This window comes from Streptomyces sp. NPDC048057 (assembly GCF_040653095.1).
Lineage (GTDB): Bacteria > Actinomycetota > Actinomycetes > Streptomycetales > Streptomycetaceae > Streptomyces.
On the sequence record NZ_JBEZNF010000013.1, the window covers coordinates 210,733 to 229,732 of the forward strand.

At 71.4% G+C, this 19,000-nt stretch carries 17 protein-coding genes and 1 pseudogene; 12 read left to right on the forward strand and 6 right to left on the reverse strand.

Features of this window, described 5'->3' with window-relative positions; all coding sequences use genetic code 11:
* Positions 1-6: 6 nt before the first annotated feature.
* The 7 genes from AB0E05_RS17770 to AB0E05_RS17800 all read left to right on the forward strand — a co-directional run bounded on the left by AB0E05_RS17770 (position 7) and on the right by AB0E05_RS17800 (position 6,693).
* The gene (locus AB0E05_RS17770; RefSeq protein ID WP_361964289.1) at positions 7-567 is read left to right on the forward strand and encodes a F0F1 ATP synthase subunit B; all 561 of its coding nucleotides are present in this window, start codon (positions 7-9) and stop codon (positions 565-567) included.
* Positions 564-1,379, forward strand: coding sequence for a F0F1 ATP synthase subunit delta (locus tag AB0E05_RS17775; protein ID WP_361964291.1), 816 nt, complete (start codon positions 564-566; stop codon positions 1,377-1,379). Before AB0E05_RS17770 ends, AB0E05_RS17775 begins: the two co-directional genes overlap by 4 nt.
* 156 nt (positions 1,380-1,535) lie before the next feature.
* Positions 1,536-3,134: a F0F1 ATP synthase subunit alpha gene (gene atpA / locus AB0E05_RS17780; protein WP_361964293.1), complete on the forward strand. Its 1,599-nt coding sequence runs from the start codon at positions 1,536-1,538 to the stop codon at positions 3,132-3,134.
* 20 nt (positions 3,135-3,154) lie between these two features.
* On the forward strand, positions 3,155-4,072 hold the full coding sequence (locus AB0E05_RS17785; RefSeq protein WP_361964295.1) for a F0F1 ATP synthase subunit gamma: 918 nt from the start codon (positions 3,155-3,157) through the stop codon (positions 4,070-4,072).
* Positions 4,072-5,514: a F0F1 ATP synthase subunit beta gene (gene atpD / locus AB0E05_RS17790; RefSeq protein ID WP_361964297.1), complete on the forward strand. Its 1,443-nt coding sequence runs from the start codon at positions 4,072-4,074 to the stop codon at positions 5,512-5,514. The genes AB0E05_RS17785 and atpD overlap by 1 nt, the downstream gene beginning before the upstream one ends.
* A gap of 171 nt (positions 5,515-5,685) precedes the next feature.
* Complete coding sequence (locus tag AB0E05_RS17795; RefSeq protein ID WP_361537206.1) at positions 5,686-6,069, forward strand: F0F1 ATP synthase subunit epsilon; 384 nt, start codon at positions 5,686-5,688, stop codon at positions 6,067-6,069.
* Between the two features lie 162 nt (positions 6,070-6,231).
* The gene (locus tag AB0E05_RS17800) at positions 6,232-6,693 is read left to right on the forward strand and encodes a DUF2550 domain-containing protein (protein WP_361964300.1); all 462 of its coding nucleotides are present in this window, start codon (positions 6,232-6,234) and stop codon (positions 6,691-6,693) included.
* A 118-nt stretch (positions 6,694-6,811) separates the two neighbouring features.
* Here AB0E05_RS17800 and AB0E05_RS17805 read toward each other — a convergent pair whose 3' ends face one another.
* From AB0E05_RS17805 to AB0E05_RS17815, 3 genes are all read right to left on the reverse strand, one after another.
* The gene (locus AB0E05_RS17805) at positions 6,812-8,668 is read right to left on the reverse strand and encodes a glycoside hydrolase family 18 chitinase (RefSeq protein WP_361964302.1); all 1,857 of its coding nucleotides are present in this window, start codon (positions 8,666-8,668) and stop codon (positions 6,812-6,814) included.
* A gap of 192 nt (positions 8,669-8,860) precedes the next feature.
* Positions 8,861-9,553 (reverse strand): response regulator transcription factor, encoded by a 693-nt coding sequence (locus AB0E05_RS17810; protein ID WP_361964304.1) that lies wholly within the window; start codon positions 9,551-9,553, stop codon positions 8,861-8,863.
* Entirely contained in the window at positions 9,550-10,776 is a 1,227-nt protein-coding gene (locus AB0E05_RS17815; protein WP_361964306.1) for a histidine kinase, read from the reverse strand. Before AB0E05_RS17815 ends, AB0E05_RS17810 begins: the two co-directional genes overlap by 4 nt.
* A 170-nt stretch (positions 10,777-10,946) precedes the next feature.
* Between AB0E05_RS17815 and AB0E05_RS17820 the strand changes: the two genes are divergently transcribed.
* Positions 10,947-11,528 (forward strand): hypothetical protein, encoded by a 582-nt coding sequence (locus AB0E05_RS17820; RefSeq protein WP_361964308.1) that lies wholly within the window; start codon positions 10,947-10,949, stop codon positions 11,526-11,528.
* Between the two features lie 9 nt (positions 11,529-11,537).
* On the opposite strand, the gene AB0E05_RS17825 is transcribed toward AB0E05_RS17820, so the two are convergent.
* The 3 genes and pseudogenes from AB0E05_RS17825 to AB0E05_RS17835 all read right to left on the reverse strand — a co-directional run bounded on the left by AB0E05_RS17825 (position 11,538) and on the right by AB0E05_RS17835 (position 13,720).
* Complete coding sequence (locus tag AB0E05_RS17825) at positions 11,538-12,110, reverse strand: cob(I)yrinic acid a,c-diamide adenosyltransferase (RefSeq protein ID WP_361964310.1); 573 nt, start codon at positions 12,108-12,110, stop codon at positions 11,538-11,540.
* Between the two features lie 13 nt (positions 12,111-12,123).
* Complete coding sequence (locus tag AB0E05_RS17830; RefSeq protein ID WP_361964312.1) at positions 12,124-12,873, reverse strand: ABC transporter permease; 750 nt, start codon at positions 12,871-12,873, stop codon at positions 12,124-12,126.
* 38 nt (positions 12,874-12,911) lie between these two features.
* Positions 12,912-13,720: pseudogene (locus AB0E05_RS17835) on the reverse strand (ATP-binding cassette domain-containing protein).
* Between the two features lie 97 nt (positions 13,721-13,817).
* Between AB0E05_RS17835 and AB0E05_RS17840 the strand changes: the two are divergent.
* The 4 genes from AB0E05_RS17840 (at position 13,818) to AB0E05_RS17855 (ending at position 18,895) form a co-directional block, all read left to right on the forward strand.
* A complete protein-coding gene (locus AB0E05_RS17840) occupies positions 13,818-14,459 on the forward strand; it encodes a TetR/AcrR family transcriptional regulator (RefSeq protein ID WP_361964315.1) in 642 nt (213 codons plus the stop codon).
* A gap of 123 nt (positions 14,460-14,582) precedes the next feature.
* Positions 14,583-15,431, forward strand: coding sequence for a 3-hydroxyacyl-CoA dehydrogenase family protein (locus AB0E05_RS17845; protein ID WP_361964317.1), 849 nt, complete (start codon positions 14,583-14,585; stop codon positions 15,429-15,431).
* Between the two features lie 228 nt (positions 15,432-15,659).
* On the forward strand, positions 15,660-15,983 hold the full coding sequence (locus AB0E05_RS17850; RefSeq protein WP_146482361.1) for an STAS domain-containing protein: 324 nt from the start codon (positions 15,660-15,662) through the stop codon (positions 15,981-15,983).
* A gap of 278 nt (positions 15,984-16,261) precedes the next feature.
* Positions 16,262-18,895 (forward strand): ATP-binding protein, encoded by a 2,634-nt coding sequence (locus AB0E05_RS17855; RefSeq protein WP_361964319.1) that lies wholly within the window; start codon positions 16,262-16,264, stop codon positions 18,893-18,895.
* Positions 18,896-19,000 lie beyond the last annotated feature (105 nt).

Here is a 19,000-nt window from a genome sequence, read left to right on the forward strand (position 1 = left end):
ACTGATGTGAGCGCCCTGAATACCATCGCGGCAGCGGGGGAGCCGATGCCGCCGCTGCTCCCGCACGCCGACGAGCTCATCATCGGCACCATCGCCTTCGCGATCGTCTTCTTCTTCCTGGCCAAGAAGCTCCTCCCGAACATCAAGAAGGTTCTGGAAGAGCGCCGCGAGGCCATCGAAGGCGGCATCGAGAAGGCCGATGCGGCCAGGACCGAGGCCGAGAGCGTTCTGGAGCAGTACAAGGCCCAGCTCGCCGAAGCCCGTCACGAGGCCGCCCGGCTCCGCCAGGAGGCGACCGAGCAGGGCGCTGTGATCGTGCAGGAGATGCGGGCCGAGGGCCAGCGGCAGCGTGAGGAGATCATCGCCGCCGGTCACGCCCAGGTCGATGCCGACCGCAAGTCCGCAGCCGCGGTGCTCCGTCAGGACGTCGGCCAGCTCGCCAGCGACCTCGCCAGCAAGCTCGTCGGCGAGGCCCTGGAGGACCGGGACCGCCAGAGCCGGACGATCGACCGCTTCCTCGACGAGCTGGAGACGGGCACCGTCGCACGAGCGGAGGTCGTCCGATGAACGGAGCGAGCCGCGAAGCACTGGCCACCGCACGCGAGTCCCTCGACGCGCTGACCGACAACACGTCGGTCGACGCGGCGAAGCTCGCCGGTGAGCTGGCTGCCGTCACCGCGCTGTTCGACCGCGAGGTGTCGCTGCGTCGGGTCCTCACCGACCCGGCGCAGGCCGGCGACGCCAAGTCGGAGCTGGCCGGTCGCCTGCTGCGCGGCCAGGTGGGCGGCGAGACCGCCGACCTGGTCTCGGGCATGGTCCGGGCCCGCTGGTCGCGCTCGCGCGACCTGGTCGACGCCCTCGAAGAGCTGGCGTCCGTCGCCGAGCTCACCGCGGCCCAGCGGGCCGGCGTCCTCGACGACGTCGAGGACGAGCTGTTCCGCTTCGGCCGGATCGTGGAGTCCAACCCGCAGCTGCGGGCCGCGCTGACCGACAAGTCGGCGGCCCCCGGTGCCCGCGCGGAGCTGCTGCGCAGCCTCCTCGTCGGAAAGGCCGCACCGGCCACCGAGCGCTTGGTCGCACGTCTTGTGACCGCGCCGCGTGGACGTAGCCTGGAACAGGGCATCGACTCCCTGTCCAAGCTGGCCGCGGCCCGCCGGGACCGAGTGGTGGCGGTCGTCACCTCTGCGGTGCCGCTCACCGAGCAGCAGAAGCAGCGCCTCGGCGCCGGCCTGGCTCGGCTGTACGGCCGGGAGATGCACCTCAACCTTGAGGTGGACCCCACCGTGATCGGCGGACTCTCGGTACGGGTCGGTGACGAGGTCATCGACGGGACCATCGCCGACCGCCTCGACGAGGCGAAGCGCCGCCTCGCCGGCTGACGCGCCCAGCGCGCCGGCCGCCGCGAAAGCGGTGCGACAACTGAATTGGCAAGACCAGCGGCCCGGTTGGGTCGTGCAGAGATTGCAGAAGATTCCTGGGGGTCGCCCCCAGACCCCAAAGAAACTTCGGGCCCAACAAGGAGAGCAGGGAACCTGATGGCGGAGCTCACGATCCGGCCGGAGGAGATCCGGGACGCGCTGGAGAACTTCGTCCAGTCGTACAAGCCGGACGCGGCCTCGCGCGAGGAGGTCGGTACGGTCAGCCTGGCCGGCGACGGCATCGCGAAGGTCGAGGGACTTCCCTCGGCCATGGCGAACGAGCTGCTGAAGTTCGAGGACGGCACCCTCGGCCTCGCGCTCAACCTGGAAGAGCGCGAGATCGGCGCGATCGTCCTCGGCGAGTTCAGCGGCATCGAAGAAGGACAGTCGGTCAGCCGCACCGGTGAGGTGCTGTCGGTCGCCGTCGGCGAGGGCTACCTCGGCCGCGTCGTCGACCCGCTCGGCAACGCGATCGACGGCCTCGGCGAGATCGAGACCTCGGGTCGCCGCGCCCTTGAGCTGCAGGCCCCCACGGTCATGCAGCGCAAGTCGGTGCACGAGCCGATGGAGACCGGCTACAAGGCCGTCGACGCCATGACCCCGATCGGCCGCGGTCAGCGCCAGCTGATCATCGGTGACCGGCAGACCGGCAAGACCGCCCTGGCCGTCGACACGATCATCAACCAGCGCGACAACTGGCGCTCCGGCGACGTGAACAAGCAGGTCCGCTGCATCTACGTCGCCATCGGCCAGAAGGGCTCCACCATCGCGTCCGTGCGCGGCGCGCTGGAGGAGGCCGGCGCCCTGGAGTACACGACCATCGTCGCCGCTCCGGCGTCCGACCCGGCCGGCTTCAAGTACCTCGCGCCGTACACCGGCTCGGCCATCGGTCAGCAGTGGATGTACGAGGGCAAGCACGTCCTGATCATCTTCGACGACCTGTCGAAGCAGGCCGACGCCTACCGCGCCGTGTCCCTGCTGCTGCGCCGTCCGCCGGGTCGCGAGGCGTACCCCGGTGACGTCTTCTACCTGCACTCGCGTCTGCTGGAGCGCTGCGCCAAGCTCTCCGACGCGATGGGTGCCGGTTCGATGACCGGTCTGCCGATCGTCGAGACGAAGGCCAACGACGTCTCGGCGTTCATCCCGACCAACGTCATCTCCATCACCGACGGCCAGTGCTTCCTGGAGTCCGACCTGTTCAACGCCGGTCAGCGCCCGGCCCTGAACGTCGGCATCTCGGTCTCCCGAGTCGGTGGCTCCGCCCAGCACAAGGCGATGCGCCAGGTCTCCGGCCGCCTTCGCGTGGACCTCGCCCAGTTCCGCGAGCTGGAGGCGTTCGCCGCCTTCGGTTCCGACCTGGACGCCGCGTCCAAGGCGTCGCTGGAGCGCGGCAAGCGCATGGTCGAGCTGCTGAAGCAGCCGCAGTACGAGCCGATGCGCACCGAGGACCAGGTCGTCTCCGTGTGGGCCGGCACCAACGGCAAGATGGACGACGTCCCGGTCCAGGACATCCGCCGCTTCGAGCGCGAGCTGCTGGAGTACCTGCACCGCGAGGAGTCCGGTCTGATGCTCTCCATCCGTGAGGGCGGCAAGATGTCGGACGACACGCTGACCGCGGTCGCGGACTCCATCTCCGCGTTCAAGAAGCAGTTCGAGACGCACGACGGCAAGCTGCTCGGCGAGGACGCTCCGGCCGCCGTCAACGTCTCCAAGTGACGACGGAAGGGACCTGATCCATGGGAGCGCAGCTCCGGGTCTACAAGCGTCGCATCCGGTCCGTCAGCGCGACGAAGAAGATCACCAAGGCGATGGAGATGATCGCCGCCTCGCGCATCGTCAAGGCGCAGCGCAAGGTGGCGGCCTCCATGCCGTACGCGACCGAGCTGACCCGCGCGGTCACGGCGGTGGCGACCGGGTCGAACACCAAACACCCGCTGACCACGGAGGCGGAGACGCCGACCCGTGCCGCGGTGCTGCTCATCACGAGCGACCGCGGTCTGGCCGGTGGCTACTCCTCCAACGCCATCAAGGCGGCCGACCGGCTCACCGAGCGGCTCCGCGGCGAGGGCAAGGAGGTCGACACCTACATCGTCGGCCGCAAGGGCGTGGCCTACTACGGGTTCCGTGAGCGCAAGGTCGCGGACGCGTGGACGGGCTTCACGGACAGTCCGGAGTACGCGGACGCCAAGAAGGTCTCCGCGGCGCTCATCGAGGCGGTCCAGAAGGACACCGCCGAGGGCGGTGCCGACGAGCTGTTCATCGTCTTCACGGAGTTCGTGTCGATGATGACGCAGACGCCGGTGGACAACCGGATGCTGCCGCTCAGCTTGGAGCAGTCGACGGAGGAGAGCGGCGGCAAGCCCGAGATCCTGCCGCTGTTCGACTTCGAGCCGTCGGCGGAGGACGTCCTGGACGCCCTGCTGCCGCGGTACGTCGAGAGCCGGGTCTACAACGCCCTGCTCCAGTCCGCTGCCTCCGAGCACGCCGCCCGTCGCCGGGCGATGAAGTCGGCGACCGACAACGCGGGTGAGCTGATCAACACGCTCTCCCGACTTGCCAACGCGGCCCGCCAGGCCGAAATCACCCAGGAAATCAGCGAGATCGTCGGTGGCTCCAGTGCCCTGGCCGACGCGACCGCGGGGAGTGAAAAGTAATGACGACGTCTGTTGAGACGGCCGCTGCCACGGGCCGCGTCGCCCGGGTCATCGGCCCGGTCGTCGACGTGGAGTTCCCCGTCGACGCGATGCCGGAGATCTACAACGCGCTGCACGTCGAGGTGGCCGACCCCGCCGCCGACGGTGCGACCAAGACGCTGACCCTGGAGGTCGCGCAGCACCTCGGTGAGGGCGTGGTCCGCACCATCTCGATGCAGCCCACCGACGGTCTGGTCCGCCAGGCCCCGGTGGCCGACACGGGCAAGGGCATCACCGTCCCGGTCGGCGACTTCACCAAGGGCAAGGTGTTCAACACCCTCGGCGAGGTGCTGAACCACCCCGAGGAGAACGCCAACGTCGGCGAGCGCTGGGCGATCCACCGCAAGGCCCCGGCCTTCGACCAGCTTGAGTCGAAGACCGAGATGTTCGAGACGGGTCTGAAGGTCGTCGACCTGCTGACCCCGTACGTCAAGGGCGGCAAGATCGGTCTGTTCGGTGGTGCCGGTGTCGGCAAGACCGTGCTGATCCAGGAAATGATCATGCGTGTCGCCAACCTCCACGAGGGCGTCTCCGTCTTCGCGGGCGTCGGCGAGCGCACCCGTGAGGGCAACGACCTCATCGACGAGATGGAGGAGTCCGGCGTCCTCGACAAGACGGCGCTGGTCTTCGGTCAGATGGACGAGCCCCCGGGCACCCGTCTGCGCGTCGCCCTGGCCGGTCTGACCATGGCGGAGTACTTCCGCGATGTGCAGAAGCAGGACGTGCTCTTCTTCATCGACAACATCTTCCGGTTCACCCAGGCCGGTTCCGAGGTGTCCACCCTGCTCGGCCGCATGCCGTCCGCGGTGGGTTACCAGCCGAACCTGGCGGACGAGATGGGTCTGCTCCAGGAGCGCATCACCTCGACCCGCGGTCACTCGATCACCTCGATGCAGGCGATCTACGTCCCCGCGGACGACCTGACCGACCCGGCCCCGGCGACCACCTTCGCCCACCTCGACGCGACGACGGTGCTCTCCCGTCCGATCTCGGAGAAGGGCATCTACCCGGCCGTGGACCCGCTGGACTCCACGTCCCGGATCCTGGACCCGCGGTACATCGCTGCGGACCACTACGAGGCCGCCATGCGCGTCAAGGGGATCCTGCAGAAGTACAAGGACCTCCAGGACATCATCGCGATCCTCGGCATCGACGAACTGGGCGAGGAGGACAAGCTCGTCGTCCACCGTGCCCGTCGCGTCGAGCGCTTCCTGTCGCAGAACACCCACGCGGCGAAGCAGTTCACCGGCGTGGACGGTTCGGACGTGCCGCTGGACGAGTCGATCTCCGCGTTCAACGCGATCTGCGACGGCGAGTACGACCACTTCCCGGAGCAGGCGTTCTTCATGTGCGGTGGCATCGAGGACCTGCGCAAGAACGCCAAGGAGCTGGGCGTCTCCTGACCCCCGCACCGACGAGGAGAGGGCGGGGCGTCCCGCGGGACGCCCCGTCTCCTCCCCGCCCGTCCGGCCGCAGCGCCGGACCGGGCCCCGGCACGGTCGTACCGTGGGCCCCACTAGACTGATGAACCGACACCCGGCGGAGCCGCCGGGTGGTGACCCGAGGAGCCACCCTTGGCTGCTGAGCTGCATGTCGAGCTGGTCGCCGCCGACCGCCAGGTCTGGTCCGGCGAGGCCACCCTGGTCGTCGCGCGCACCACGTCCGGCGACATCGGCGTCATGCCCGGTCACCAGCCGCTGCTCGGTGTGCTGGAGTCGGGCCCGGTGACCATCCGTACCAGCGGCCCCGAAGGCGCCGGTACGGTCGTCGCCGCCGTGCACGGTGGATTCATCTCCTTCGCCGACAACAAGCTGTCGCTGTTGGCGGAGGTCGCCGAGCTGGCGGACGAGATCGACGCCCAGCGTGCCGAGCGCGCGCTGGAGCGTGCCAAGGCGGATTCGGACGGGGCGGCCGAGCGTCGTGCCGACGTCCGTCTGCGTGCGGTGGCGGTGGGCTGAGCGCCCGCCGACAGACGTCGCCCTCAGCCGCGGCCCGGACTGGAATCCTCCAGACCGTGTCGCGGCTGAGGCAATGCGGGTGGAAGTGGGATCGGCCGTCGGAGCGAGTGCTCCGGCGGGGACGGTGCGAACGACACGAACGATGCGAGGAGGTCGACGGAGATGTTCCTCGCGGTTCTGGTGGGCGTCCTGGTCGTGGTCGCCCTGGTGGGGATCGGACTCTTCGTCTTCGGTCTGCGCCGCAGGCTCATCCAGCGCTCCGGCGGCACCTTCGACTGCTCCCTGCGGTGGAACGTCCCGGACGACCCCGTACAGCCAGCACTGCCCCCGGGCAAGGGCTGGGTGTACGGGGTCGCCCGTTACAGCGGCGACCGCATCATGTGGTTCCGCGTCTTCTCGTACGCGCCGCGGCCCCGCCGGGTGCTGGAGCGCTCCGCGATCGAGGTCGTCGGCCGGCGCACGCCCGAGGGTGAGGAGGAGCTGGCGCTGCTCTCCGACGCGGTGGTGCTGGGCTGTCTGCACCAGGGGGTGCGGCTGGAGCTGGCGATGAGCGAGGACGCGCTGACGGGCTTCCTCGCCTGGCTGGAGGCGGCGCCGCCCGGCCAGCGGGTGAACGTCGCGTAGGACTGCTTCGTACGAGGCGCGCGCAGGACTTCGTGAGAACGGCCGAGGGGCCGGGAGGTTCGGGCCTCCCGGCCCCTCGCCCGTGCGTCACGGGTGGTTCAGTCGGTCCCGCTCAAGGTCATTGCAGGCCGCTGTTGACCGCGCTGACCAGCTCGCCGTTGGTGGTGTCACCGCTGAACTCCCACCAGAACGCGCCGCCGAGCTGTTGGTTCTTGGCCCAGTTCATCTTGTTCCCGATGGTCGCCGGGGTGTCGTAGCCCCACCAGTTGGTGCCGCAGTGGGCGTAGCCGGTGCCGCCGACGGTGCCGGTGGACGGGCAGGTGTTCTTGAGGACCTTGTAGTCCTCGAAGCCCGGTTCGAAGGTGCCTTGGGCCGGTCCGGTGGCGGTGCCGCCCGGGGCGGACTGGGTGACGCCGGTCCAGCCTCTGCCGTAGAAGCCGACTCCGAGGAGCAGCTTGCTGGCCGGCACGCCCTTGGCCTTGTACTTGGCGATGGCGTCGGCGGAGTTGAAGGTCGGTTCGGGGATGCCGGGGTACGTGGTGAGCGGCGAGTGCGGGGCCGTCGGGCCCTGCGCCGCCCAGGCGCCGAAGAAGTCGTACGTCATCACGTTGTACCAGTCCATGTACTGTGCCGCGCCGCCGTAGTCAGCGGCGTCGATCTTGCCGCCGGGCTTGGGGTCGGCGGTGACGGCCGCGGTGACGAGGTAGTTCTGGCCGAACTTGGCGCGGAACGCCTGCGCCATGGTCTTCATGACGGCGGGTCCGCTGGAGTCGCAGGTCAGACCGCAGGCGTTGGGGTACTCCCAGTCCAGGTCGATGCCGTCGAAGACGTCGGCCCAGCGCGGGTCCTCCACCAGGTCGTAGCAGGACTGGGCGAAGGCCGCCGGGTTCTGCATGGCCTGGGTGAAGCCGCCGGACCAGGTCCAGCCGCCGAAGGAGAAGAGGATCTTGATGTGCGGGAACTGCTTCTTCAACTTGCGCAGCTGGTTGAAGTTGCCGCGCAGGGGCTGGTCCCAGGTGTCGGCGACGCCGTCGACGGAGAGGTCGGCGGTGTAGGCGCGATCGTAGTCGGCGTAGGAGTCGCCGATGGTGCAGCGGCCGTTCTGGACGTTGCCGAAGGCGTAGTTGATGTGGGTGATCTTGGCCGCTGAGCCGGAGGTCACCAGGTTCTTCACGTGGTAGTTGCGTCCGTAGACGCCCCAGTTGGTGAAGTACCCCATCTTGATCTTGTTGCCGCCGGGGTCCGGGGTGCCCGGGGTGCGGAAGGTGTGGGCGGCGCTGTGCGGGCCGACCTGGTCGGCGGTGTCGCGCGCCTGGACCGTGAAGCTGTAGTCGGTGGCCTTGGTCAGCCCGGTGGCGTTGTACGAGGTGCCGGTGACCGTGGCGACCTTGGCGCCGTCGCGGTAGACGTCGTAGTTCTTGACGCCCTTGTCGTCGGTGGCGGCGCCCCAGGAGATGGTGGCCGAGGTCTCGGTCACGTTGCTGGAGGTCGGGGTGCCGGGGGCGGACGGCGGGTCGTCGCCGGGAATGGTGCCGCCGTCACAGGCGCCGCCGTTGATCTTGCAGTTGGACGGGGCGCCGGTGCCGGTGCCGTTGAAGCCGAAGGTCGCGCTGGCGCCGGGGGCGAGCGCGGCGGCCCAGGACTTGCTCTTGGCGGTCCAGCGGTTGCCGACGTTGGTCACGTCGGCGTCCCAGGCGGAGGTGACCCTCGTGCCGGCGGGAAAGTCCCACTCCACCGTCCAGCTGCTGATGGTGGTGGTGCCGGTGTTCTTGATGGTCCACTTGCCCTCGAAGCCGTTGCCCCAGTCGGAGCCCTTGGTGTACGTGGCGGTGGCCGAGGTGGCCGCCTGGGCGGGGGAGGCGAGGCCGACCATCGCGGCCAGCGGGACGACGAGCGCGGCCAGGATCGCGACGATCCTGGATCTGACGGGCAACCGGAATCTCCGGGCGCGCAGAGGTGGGGGTTGAGTGCTCACGGGTACTCCTCGACGAGGTCCGAACAGTGGGGTGGGACCAATTGGGCTGAACCGTGCACTGCGCACACTGCGTGGCTCACCGCAGCGCGTGTTCCGAGGAGAGTAGGAAGGTCTGGACCAATCGTCAATAGGTCCAGACCATAGGCGGCGTTCGGTGCGCCACCCGATGGCACGCCGTTGTGCGCCGGCGCGTCAGATCCCCAACTCCTGTGCCAGGACGGCTGCTTGAACCCGGCTGCGCAACTCCAACTTGCCGAGCAACCGGCTGACGTGGGTCTTCACCGTCGCCTCCGCCATCGTCAGCCGCTCCGCGATCTCCGCGTTCGACAGCCCCTCGCCCAGACAGGACAGCACCTCCCGCTCCCGCCGCGTGAGCGCGTCGAGGACCGCGGGATCCGGCGCGTCGGCGGAGCGGACCGGCCGTGGCGCCGCGAACTCCGCGATCAGCCGGCGCGTCACCGCGGGCGCGATCAGCCCCTCGCCGCGCGCGACCGTGCGCACCGCCTCCAGCAGGTCCTTGGCGTCGGTGTTCTTCAGCAGGAAGCCCGAGGCGCCGGCCCGCAGCGAGCCGAAGACGTACTCGTCCAGGTCGAACGTGGTCAGCACCAACACGTCCGCCAGGTCCTCCGCCACCACCTGGCGGGTGGCCGACACCCCGTCGAGCCGCGGCATCTGGATGTCCATCAGGACCAGGTCCGGGCGCAGCTCACGGGCGAGCCGCACCGCCTCCTCGCCGTCGACGGCCTCGCCCACCACCTCGATGTCGGGTGCGCTGCGCAGGATGAGCACGAGCCCCGCCCGCACCGAACTCTGGTCCTCGGCGACCAGCACGCGGATCCGCGGCTCCTGGTGCGTCCCGTCGGCGTGCTGCGCTGTGCCCGTCATGCGTCCGGCTCCTTGTCGTCCCGTACGGGAAGGACCGCCCGTACCCGCCAGATCTTCTCCGGTCCGCCTTCCGGGCCCGGCACCGGGCCCGCGTCGATCTCCCCGTCGAGCAGGGCGACCCGCTCCCGCATGCCCACCAGACCGGCGCCGGAGCCGGGGGCGCGCGGGCCGGCGCCGGAGCCGTACGCGCTGGTCACGGTCACGGTCAGCCGATCGCCCGCGGTGTGGACGAGTTGGACGTGCACCTCGCCGGGCTCCGCGTGCTTGAGCGCGTTCGTCAGGGACTCCTGGACGATCCGGTACGCCGCGAGCTCCACCGGGGCCGGCAGCGTCGCCTCCCCGGGGCCCTGGCCGCCGCGCCGGTCGTCCAGGGTGACGGTGAGGCCGCTGGCCGCGCCGTTCGTCCCGGCCTGCGCCACCAGCGACTCCAGGCCGGCGAGCGAGGGGCGGGCGGTCGGTTCGCGGTCGTCGGCGCTCGCGTCGTCCCGCAGCAGCCCGATCAACCGGCGCATCTCGGCCAGGCCCGCGACGCTGTTCTCCCGGATGACGTCCAGCGCGGTGCGGGTGGTCGCGGGATCGTCCAGGGAGATCGCGGCGGTGGAGTGGATCGCGATCGCGGAGAGGTGGTTGGCGACCATGTCGTGCAGTTCGCGCGCCATCCGGGAACGCTCGGCGGTGACCGCCTGCACCCGGTCCATCTCGGCCAACAGCGCCGTCTGCTCGGCCCGCAGCTTGGCCGCGTCCGCCGCCTCGCGGTGGTTGCGCACGATGGCGCCCGTCGTCGCCGGGCCGAAGGTGACCAGCCCGAAGAGCACCCCGATCAGCAGTGTCTCCGGCACCTGGAGCAGGGCGGCGAGCAGGCCCGTCACGGCGACGGTGAGCATCCCGGTGATCACCGGCAGGCGGCGTGCGAGCCCGGGCGGCCCGTAGACCACGGACACGTACACCCCGTCCGAGAACATGATGACCGTGACGAGGCTGCCGACCGTGAGCACGTCCACGGACAGACACAGGGTGCACACCAGCAGCGTGGTCAGCGGGAACGTCCTGCGGTAGACGGACTGGGCGCAGATCACCACGAGCGGCACCAGCGTCACCCACTTGGGCAGCGGCCGGTCCACGTCGCCGTTGGTGTACAGGCCGAGCGACCACAGCAGCAGCCCGCCGAGCAGGGCGGCCACGGCGATGAAGACGTCGTCGCGGTGGGGACGGGGAAGGTGCACGCACCCATGAAACACGCCGCCGTCCCCCTTTGGCCTCCTGTGGTGGGGGGAGTCGGCGCGGCACCCGCTACATCGAAAGATGCAGTACGGCGGCGTCCGATTCGTCACCGGCGACGACGCAGGCAGGCACCGCGGCCGGGGACCCTTGAGGTGGTGAAAGGAGTGGAGCCGTGATCGTCACGCTGATCGTGATCTGCGAGGTCGGCTTCTGGGTGCTGCTGGCTGCGGGCCTCGGGGCCCGCTACGTGCTGAAGAAGCCGCGCCTGGGCTTGGGGCTGCTGTTGCTGGAGCCCCTGTTGGAAGTCGTCCTGCTGGTCGCCACGGCGATCGACCTCAGGAACGGCGCCGAACCGAGCTGGACGCACGGTCTCGCCGCGCTCTACATCGGCTACACCGTCGGCCACGGCCACCGCACCGTCAAGTGGCTGGACGCCAAGGCCGCCCACCGCTTCGCCGGCGCCCCGGCGCCGAAGAACAGCGCGGGGTACGGCAAGGCGCGGATGGCGTACGAGACGAAGCTGTGGCTCGGCACGGTCGTCGGCGCGATCACCGCCAGCGTGCTGCTGCTGTTGGCGATCGCGTACGTCGGCGACGGCGCTCGGGACGACAGCCTCTGGGCGTGGATCGCCCAGGCGTGGCGGATCACCGGGTTCCACGGGCTCGTGGTGCTGTACTACGTGGTCTTCCCGACGAAGGCGCCCGAGGGCCAGCACGGGAAGGGCGAGCCGGTCGAGACGGGCAAGCGCCTGTGAGCCGTGTCCTCAGCGCTCCCCGCCGGGCACCCACAGCACGTCGCCGCGCTCCTTGTTCGCCGTCCGGGCGAGGATGAAGAGCAGGTCGGAGAGGCGGTTGAGGTACGTGGCGGTCAGCGGGTTCATCGTCGCCGCGTGCACCTCCAGCGCCGCCCAGGTGGAGCGCTCCGCGCGCCGCACCACGGTGCACGCCTGGTGCAGCAGCGCCGCGGCCGGGGTGCCGCCGGGGAGGATGAAGCTGCGCAGCTTGTCCAGGGACTCCAGGAAGTGGTCGCAGTCCTTCTCCAAACGGTCGACGTAGGACTGCTCCACCCGCAGCGGCGGGTACTTGGGGTTCTCCACCACCGGGGTGGACAGGTCCGCGCCGACGTCGAAGAGGTCGTTCTGCACCCGCACGAGGACGGTGACGACCTCCCCGGGCAGCTCGCCCAGGGCGATCGCGGTGCCCAGCACGGCGTTCGCCTCGTTGGTGTCGGCGTAGGCGGCGATCCGCAGATCGGTCTTGGGCGCCCGGCTCATGTCGCCGAGGGCGGTGGTGCCGGTGTCGCCGGTGCGGGTGTAGATGCGCGTCAGGTTGACCATGCCCCCAGCGTAATTACGCGTCGGCGCTGCGGAAGACCCGAGTGCCCGCGGTCACGGCGACCGCCGCGAGGCCGAGGGCGACCAGGGTCCCGTACAGCAGCGACCCGGTGGCGTACCGGCCGAGGTACGCGTCGCGCACCGCGTCCACCAGATGGCGCAGCGGCATCACCCGCGAGAGGCCGTCCAACCAGCCGGGGCCGAGCGCCATCGGCAGCATCAGGCCGGACAGCAGCATCACGGGCATCACGATCGCGTTCACGGTCGGGCCGAACTGCTGGGGCACGGGCACGCGGACCGCGAGCACGTACGACAGCGACGCGAGCGACAGCGCGAGCAGGGCGACGAAGGCGAAGCCGACGAGGACGCCGAAGAGCGGGGCGCGCAGCCCCATCGCGACGGCCGCGAGCACCAGCAGCACCGCCTGGAACACCAGCAGGCAGACGTCCCGCAGCACCCGGCCGAGCAGCAGCGCGAGCCGGCTGACCGGGGTCACCTGCATCCGCGCCAGCACGCCCTGGCCGCGCTCCACGATGACCGCGAAGCCGGTGAAGGCGGCGCCGAAGAGGGTGAGCTGGAGCAGCAGTCCGGGGACCAGGACCTGCCAGGAGTCCCCGCGGTCCGCGATCGGCAGGTCGACGAGCAGGGGGCCGAAGAAGAGCAGGTAGAGCAGCGGCATCAGGACGCCGAAGAAGACGTGGAAGCGTGAACGGAGGGTCTGTCGGGCGTAGCGCCCGAAGACGAGGGCGATGTCGTGCAGCAGCATGGCGGGGTCCTCGGTTCCTTTCTCGACGGCGACGGGTTCTAGACGGCGACGGGCGCGGAGTCGGCGGCCGGGCCGCGCCCGGTGATCGCGAGGAAGGCGTCCTGGAGGGTGGCGTCCGCGGAGCCGGCGTACGTCCGCTTCAACTCGGCGGGCGTGCCCTCGGCGGCCACCACGCCGCCGTCCACCACCACGACCCGGTCGGCGAGGGCGTCCGCCTCGTCCAGGTAGTGGGTGGTGAGCACGACGGTGGTGCCGTGCTCGGCCCGCAGTCGACGCACCAGCTCCCACACGTCCGCCCGGCTGCCCGGGTCCAGTCCGGTCGTGGGCTCGTCGAGAAAGAGCACCGCGGGCCGGTGGGTGAGGCCCATCGCGATGTCGAGCCGGCGCCGCTGGCCCCCGGACAGCTGCGAGGTCAGTCGGTCGAGCAGTCCGTCGAGGCCGAGGTCGGCCGCCAACTCCTGCGCCCGGGCCGTGGCCGCCGCCTTCGACAGCCGGTGGAGCCGGCCCTGGGTCACCAGCTCCTCCCGGACGCCGACGTGCGGGTCGAGCCCGCCCGACTGGGCGACGTACCCCACCGCGCGCCGTACGGCCGCGGGGTCGCGCACCAGGTCGTGCCCGGCGACGGTGGCGGCGCCGCCGGTCGGCGGCAGCAGCGTGGTGAGCATGCGCAGGGTGGTGGTCTTGCCGGCGCCTCCCCCACAGCCGTTCGGCGTGGGGGGACCCCCAGCCCCAGGAGGCCGACGACCTCCCCGGGTTGGACGGTGAGGTCGATGCAGCGGACCGCTGCCACGGTGCCCTGTTTCGTACGGAAGGTCCGGGCGAGTCCGGACGTGCTGATGACGGCCATGGCCCCACAAAAGCAGAGTCGATGAAACTTTGCAATGACTCCAAAAATTAAGAGGATGCGAAATTGGGCGAGAGTGTAGGAAAGGTATGCTGAGCCCATGGCCGAGGGACTGAGGGAGCGGAAGAAGCGCCGCACGCGGCAGCACATCTCCGACACCGCCACCGGCCTCTTCATGGAGCGCGGCTTCGAGGACGTCACCATCGCCGAGATCGCCGAAGCCGCCGACGTCTCCGTGAACACCGTCTACAACTACTTCTCCACCAAGGAAGACCTCTTCCTCGACCGCGGCGACGACGTCGTCGAACAACTCGCCCGCTGGGTGCGCGGCCGGGACGCGGGGGAGTCCGCCGTCGCCGCGGTCCTGCGCGAACTGCGCGCCGACATCGAAGGCATGTCGCCGCGCGTCGGACTCGTGACGGGGTACGACCGGTTCGTGCTCGTCGTGCACAACGCGGCCTCCCTGCGCGCCAGCCTCTCCCGCCTTCAGCGGCGGGCCCTGGAACGGCTGGAGGAGGAGCTGCGCGCGGAGACCGACGCCGCGCCCGACGACTTCCTCCCCGCCCTGATGGCCGGTCAGATCAACTGGGCCCACCAGTGCGTTATGGAGTTCGTCAGCCGGGAGATGACGGCCTGCCGCGACCCGAGGGAGGTCTCCCGGGAAGCGCTCGCCGTCCTCGACGAGATCGAGGAACTGCTCGGGAGACGGGTCTTCAACTACGCCGTACGCGCCAGCGAGTGAGCGGCGCCGGTGTGATGTCCGTCATGTGAGACGTGACGCGCATCTCTTCATCGCCACAGCGCCCGCCACGGGCGCTAACCTCCGCCGAGAGGCGAAAAGTAAACAGACGTTAGGGGTGTCGCAGTGGCCGGGAAGCTTGCCGTCATCGGAGCCGGACTCATGGGATCCGGCATCGCGCAGGTCTCCGCCCAGGCCGGGTGGGACGTCGTGCTGCGCGACGTCACCGACGAGGCCCTCGCCCGCGGTACGGACGCGATCAAGGCGTCGTACGACAAGTTCGTCGCCAAGGGCAAGCTCGAAGCCGCCGACGCCGAGGCCGCGTTGGCCCGCATCACCGCCACCACCGACCTCGCGGCCGTGGCCGACGCGGACGTGGTCGTCGAGGCGGTGTTCGAGAAGCTGGAGGTCAAGCACGAGATCTTCCGCGCGCTCGACGGGCTCGTACGGGACGACGCCGTGCTCGCCTCCAACACCTCCGCCATCCCGATCACCAAGATCGCGGCCGTGACGAAGCGGCCCGAGCGGGTCATCGGCGCCCACTTCTTCTCGCCCGTGCCGATGATGCAGCTGTGCGAACTGGTCCGCGGCTACAAGACCAGCGACGAAACCCTCGCCACCACCCGGGACTTCGCCGAGTCCGTGGGCAAGACCTGCATCGTCGTCAACCGGGACGTCGCGGGCTTCGTCACCACCCGGCTGATCTCGGCGCTGGTCGTCGAGGCGGCCAAGCTCCACGAGTCGGGCGTGGCCTCCGCGGAGGACATCGACGTCGCCTGCAAGCTGGGCTTCGGCCACGCGATGGGGCCGCTGGCCACCGCGGACCTCACCGGCGTGGACATCCTGCTGCACGCCGCCGAGAACATCTACACGGAGTGCCAGGACGAGAAGTTCGCCCCGCCGGAGCTGATGCGCCGGATGGTGGACGCGGGTGACATCGGCCGCAAGAGCGGGCAGGGGTTCTACACCTACTGACCCCCGCCCGCTGCTGCGCGGGCGACCGGAGCCGGCCTCCGTCGATCACCCTTCGGAGTGATTTCGGTATCGGTTCGCTTACAAGCAGCAACTGCACGGCCCTGGATGCAGTCAGTTGGTGAAAGAACCGGCAGGGCAGACGGAAGAGACGGAACGTGCCGCGCGGGGTCGATGCAGGCTCCCGCGACGGCGGCAGACGCAGCGCAGACAAGTACTCGGGGAGCGCATATGCACATCAGGGGCGACCACACCGAGCTGGTCGTCGGGGGCCGCCTCGACGTCCGCAGCGCGGCGGACGCCCGTACGGTCCTGCACACGGCCGTGGACGACGGGGACGGGGACCTGGTGCTGGACCTGACCGGCCTCGACTCCTGGGACGCGACGGGGCTCGGGGTCATCATGGGGGCGCACCGCCGCGCCGGCCGCTGCGGTCGCCGCCTGGTCCTGCGCGGAGTGCCGCCGCAGATGCAGCGCCTCCTGGTGGCCACCCGGCTGCACAGGATCCTCGCGATCGAGGGCGGCCTGGCGGCGGAGTCCCTTCCGCGCGTGTAGCCCGCGGCGGGGCGCCCCCGGCCCGCTGGTCGTGACCCGCAGGGGGGTGAACGACCGCGGGGCACGGCGGGGATGTCGGGGGCGCGGCGGCCCCGCGCGTTTCCAGGACGCTCACAATTCTCATGGGATCGTGACGTGGCGGACCGCGCGGCACACCCGGGGTGGGGGGATACGCTGCCAGCGGCTAGGGTTCGTTCCGCCCGCCGCCGTGGCGCGCCTGCGCGCGTCCGCCGTCGCGGGCGCAGCTGTCGCGACAGCGCATCTAGGGGCATTTCACCATGGAGAAGGACAGTTTCGGCGAGGGCGCTGCACGGCCGCGCACCCCACGGGAGTCGACCGGGCCCGGTCGCGCCTCCGGTGAGGGTCCGGCGCCCGCGCTCACGCCCGCACCCGCGCGCACCACACCGGTCGTCGCCGGTGACTTCCTGCTCACCGTCAACCCCGTGGACGGCAGCGAGATCGAGCCCTGTCCGCCCGGCGGAGCGCCCCACGGCCAGGGCTGGACCCCGCCGCCGCGGCGCCGCACCCCCGCCGAGCGCGCCGCGCAGGAGCGCGCCGCCCAGCCCCCCGTACCGGCCGGCCCCGCCGCCCCGCGGCTCGCGCTCGTCGAGCGCGACGGGCCGCGCGCGCAGCTGGGCGAACTCCTCGGCCGCGGTCGCTCCGTACGCCTCACCGGCCCCCGGGGCTCCGGCCGCTCCGCCCTCCTCGACCTGGTCGCCCAGGACTGTGCCGCCGTCGCGCCCGCCGGCGTCGTCCGTCTCAACGGTCTGCACCGCACCGCCACCGAGCTGCTGTACGAGCTGTTCGCCGTCGTCCACACGACGGACCGGCACCGGCTCGGCCGGGACGAACTGCTCGCCGAGGTGCGCCAGATCGGCGCCGTCGTCGTCCTCGACGACCTGGAGTTCGGCGGCACCGCCCTCACGGACTTCCTGGACGCCGCGCCCGAGTGCGCCTTCCTGCTCGCCGCCGCCCCCGACGTCGCGGCCCCCGACGACGACGCCCTCCTCGACGAGATCGCCCTCGAAGGACTCAGTCGCCCCGGTGCCCTCGAACTGCTCGCCCGCGTCGTCGACCGCGACCTGACGGAGGACGAGAAGAACTGGGCGGGCGACCTCTGGTTCGAGTCCGAGGGCCTGCCGCTGCGCTTCGTCCAGGCCGGTGCCCTGCTGCGACAGTACGACGAGCTGTACGCGGCCGACCCGGAGGAGGCCGAGGACGCCTCGCCCTTCGACGGCACCCGGGCCAGCGGCGTACGGCTGCCGACCCTCGGCCAGGGCGCGGCGCCCGCTGCCCTGCTCGCGTCCCGGCTCAGCGAGGCCGCCCGCGAGGCGCTGCGGTTCGCCGTCGCCCTCGGCGGCGAGGTCCCGCACCAGGCGCACCTGCCCGCGTTGATCGGCGACACCCACGCGGACGCGGCGCTCGGCGAACTGACGGGCTGTGGCCTGCTCTCGCCGGCCGGCCCCCGCTACCGCCTCGCCGCGGGCGTCCTCGCCCAGCTCCAGGAGAAGGGGTACGCCGGCGATCCGGCCGAGTCCGCCGCCCGCGCCCACACCGCGGCCCAGCACTACGCCTGGTGGGCCGCGCACCCCTCCGTCACCGCCGAACGCGTCGTCGTCGAGGCGGACGCCGTCCTGGCAGCGCTGTCGGCGCTGGTGGAGAACCGGGCCGCCGGACAGCCCAGTGCGGCCGTGCTGCTGGCCCGCAGCGCCGCGCCCGCCTTCGCCGCCGGACTGCACTGGGGCGCTTGGGAGAGCGCGCTGCGGATGGGGTCGACCGCCGCGCGAATAGCGGGAGAGGTCGCCGAACAGGCGTACTTCCACCACGAGCTGGGCGTCCTCGCGCTCTGCACGGACAACCTGGGCCGGGCCCGCGCCGAGTTGGAGGCGTCGATCGGGCTGCGCGGCGCGCTCGCCGACCGGAACGGTGCCGTCGCGGGCCGGCGCGCCCTGACGCTGGTCACCGACCGCGAGCGGCGGTTGAACGGTGAGGACGACATCCCCACCGCCCTCGCCGTGCCCGCGGCGCCCGGCGCGCTGGAACTGCGCCCCGCCGGACCGGTGGCCGTGCGCCCCGGTCCGGTCGCGGGCGGCGGCGCGCCCGCCGGGGACGACACGCCCGTACGGGGACTCACACCGGTGCCCGCGCTCGTACCGCTGACCGGTGCGGGGCCCTCGCACCTGCACGGGCCGCCGGGTGCCGCCGGGGCGGATCCGTCGGGCGCGCCGGACACCCTGATCGCCGGGTCCACGGCCCGTACGCCGGTGTTCGCGGACGACGCCAAGCAGCGGCGCCGGCGCGTGGGCTTCGGCAACACCCGCCGCAACCTGGCCGCGGCGGGTGCCGGCGCGCTGCTGGTCGCCGTGCTCGGCACGGTCGCGAGCCTGGGCACCGCGTCCGACAAGAAGGACCTGCCGGGCACCCGGGTGGGCACCGACACCTCCGCGAGCGAGGAGGACGGTCAGAACGGGCAGGACGAGCAGGAAGGGCTCGACGACGGGAGCGGGGTCGAGTCCACGCCGGGCGGGGAGCACACCGGCGACCCGGCGACCCGGCCCACCCCGTCGAGTTCCGCGTCACCGTCCGGGTCGAAGTCGCCCGAGGAGTCGGCGTCGCCGTCGAGGACGACGCCCCAGCGGCCTTCGACGACTCCGTCGAAGACCCCGCCGGCGTCATCGAGCCAGGGGCCGAAGCCGACCAAGTCGTCCACGCCGCCTTCGACGCCGCCGAGTTCCACGCCGCCGACCACGCCGCCCTCGTCCCCGGCGCCCTCGCCGCCGACGAGTTCGCTGGGCGAGTCGACGGAGGCGGAGGCCCAGGGCAGCGCCGGACCCGCGGCGACGGCCTCGTCGGCAGAGCCGGAGTCGAAGCCGGAGTCGGTGGCACCGGAGCCGGTGCCGTCCGGCAGCTGAGCGGACGTGAAAGCGGGCGGGGGGGGGGGGGCGCGCCCCCCCCCCCCGCGGGGGGCCCCCCCCCCCCCCCCGCGCAGACGAGGCGGGGGGGGTGGTCGGCGGCGC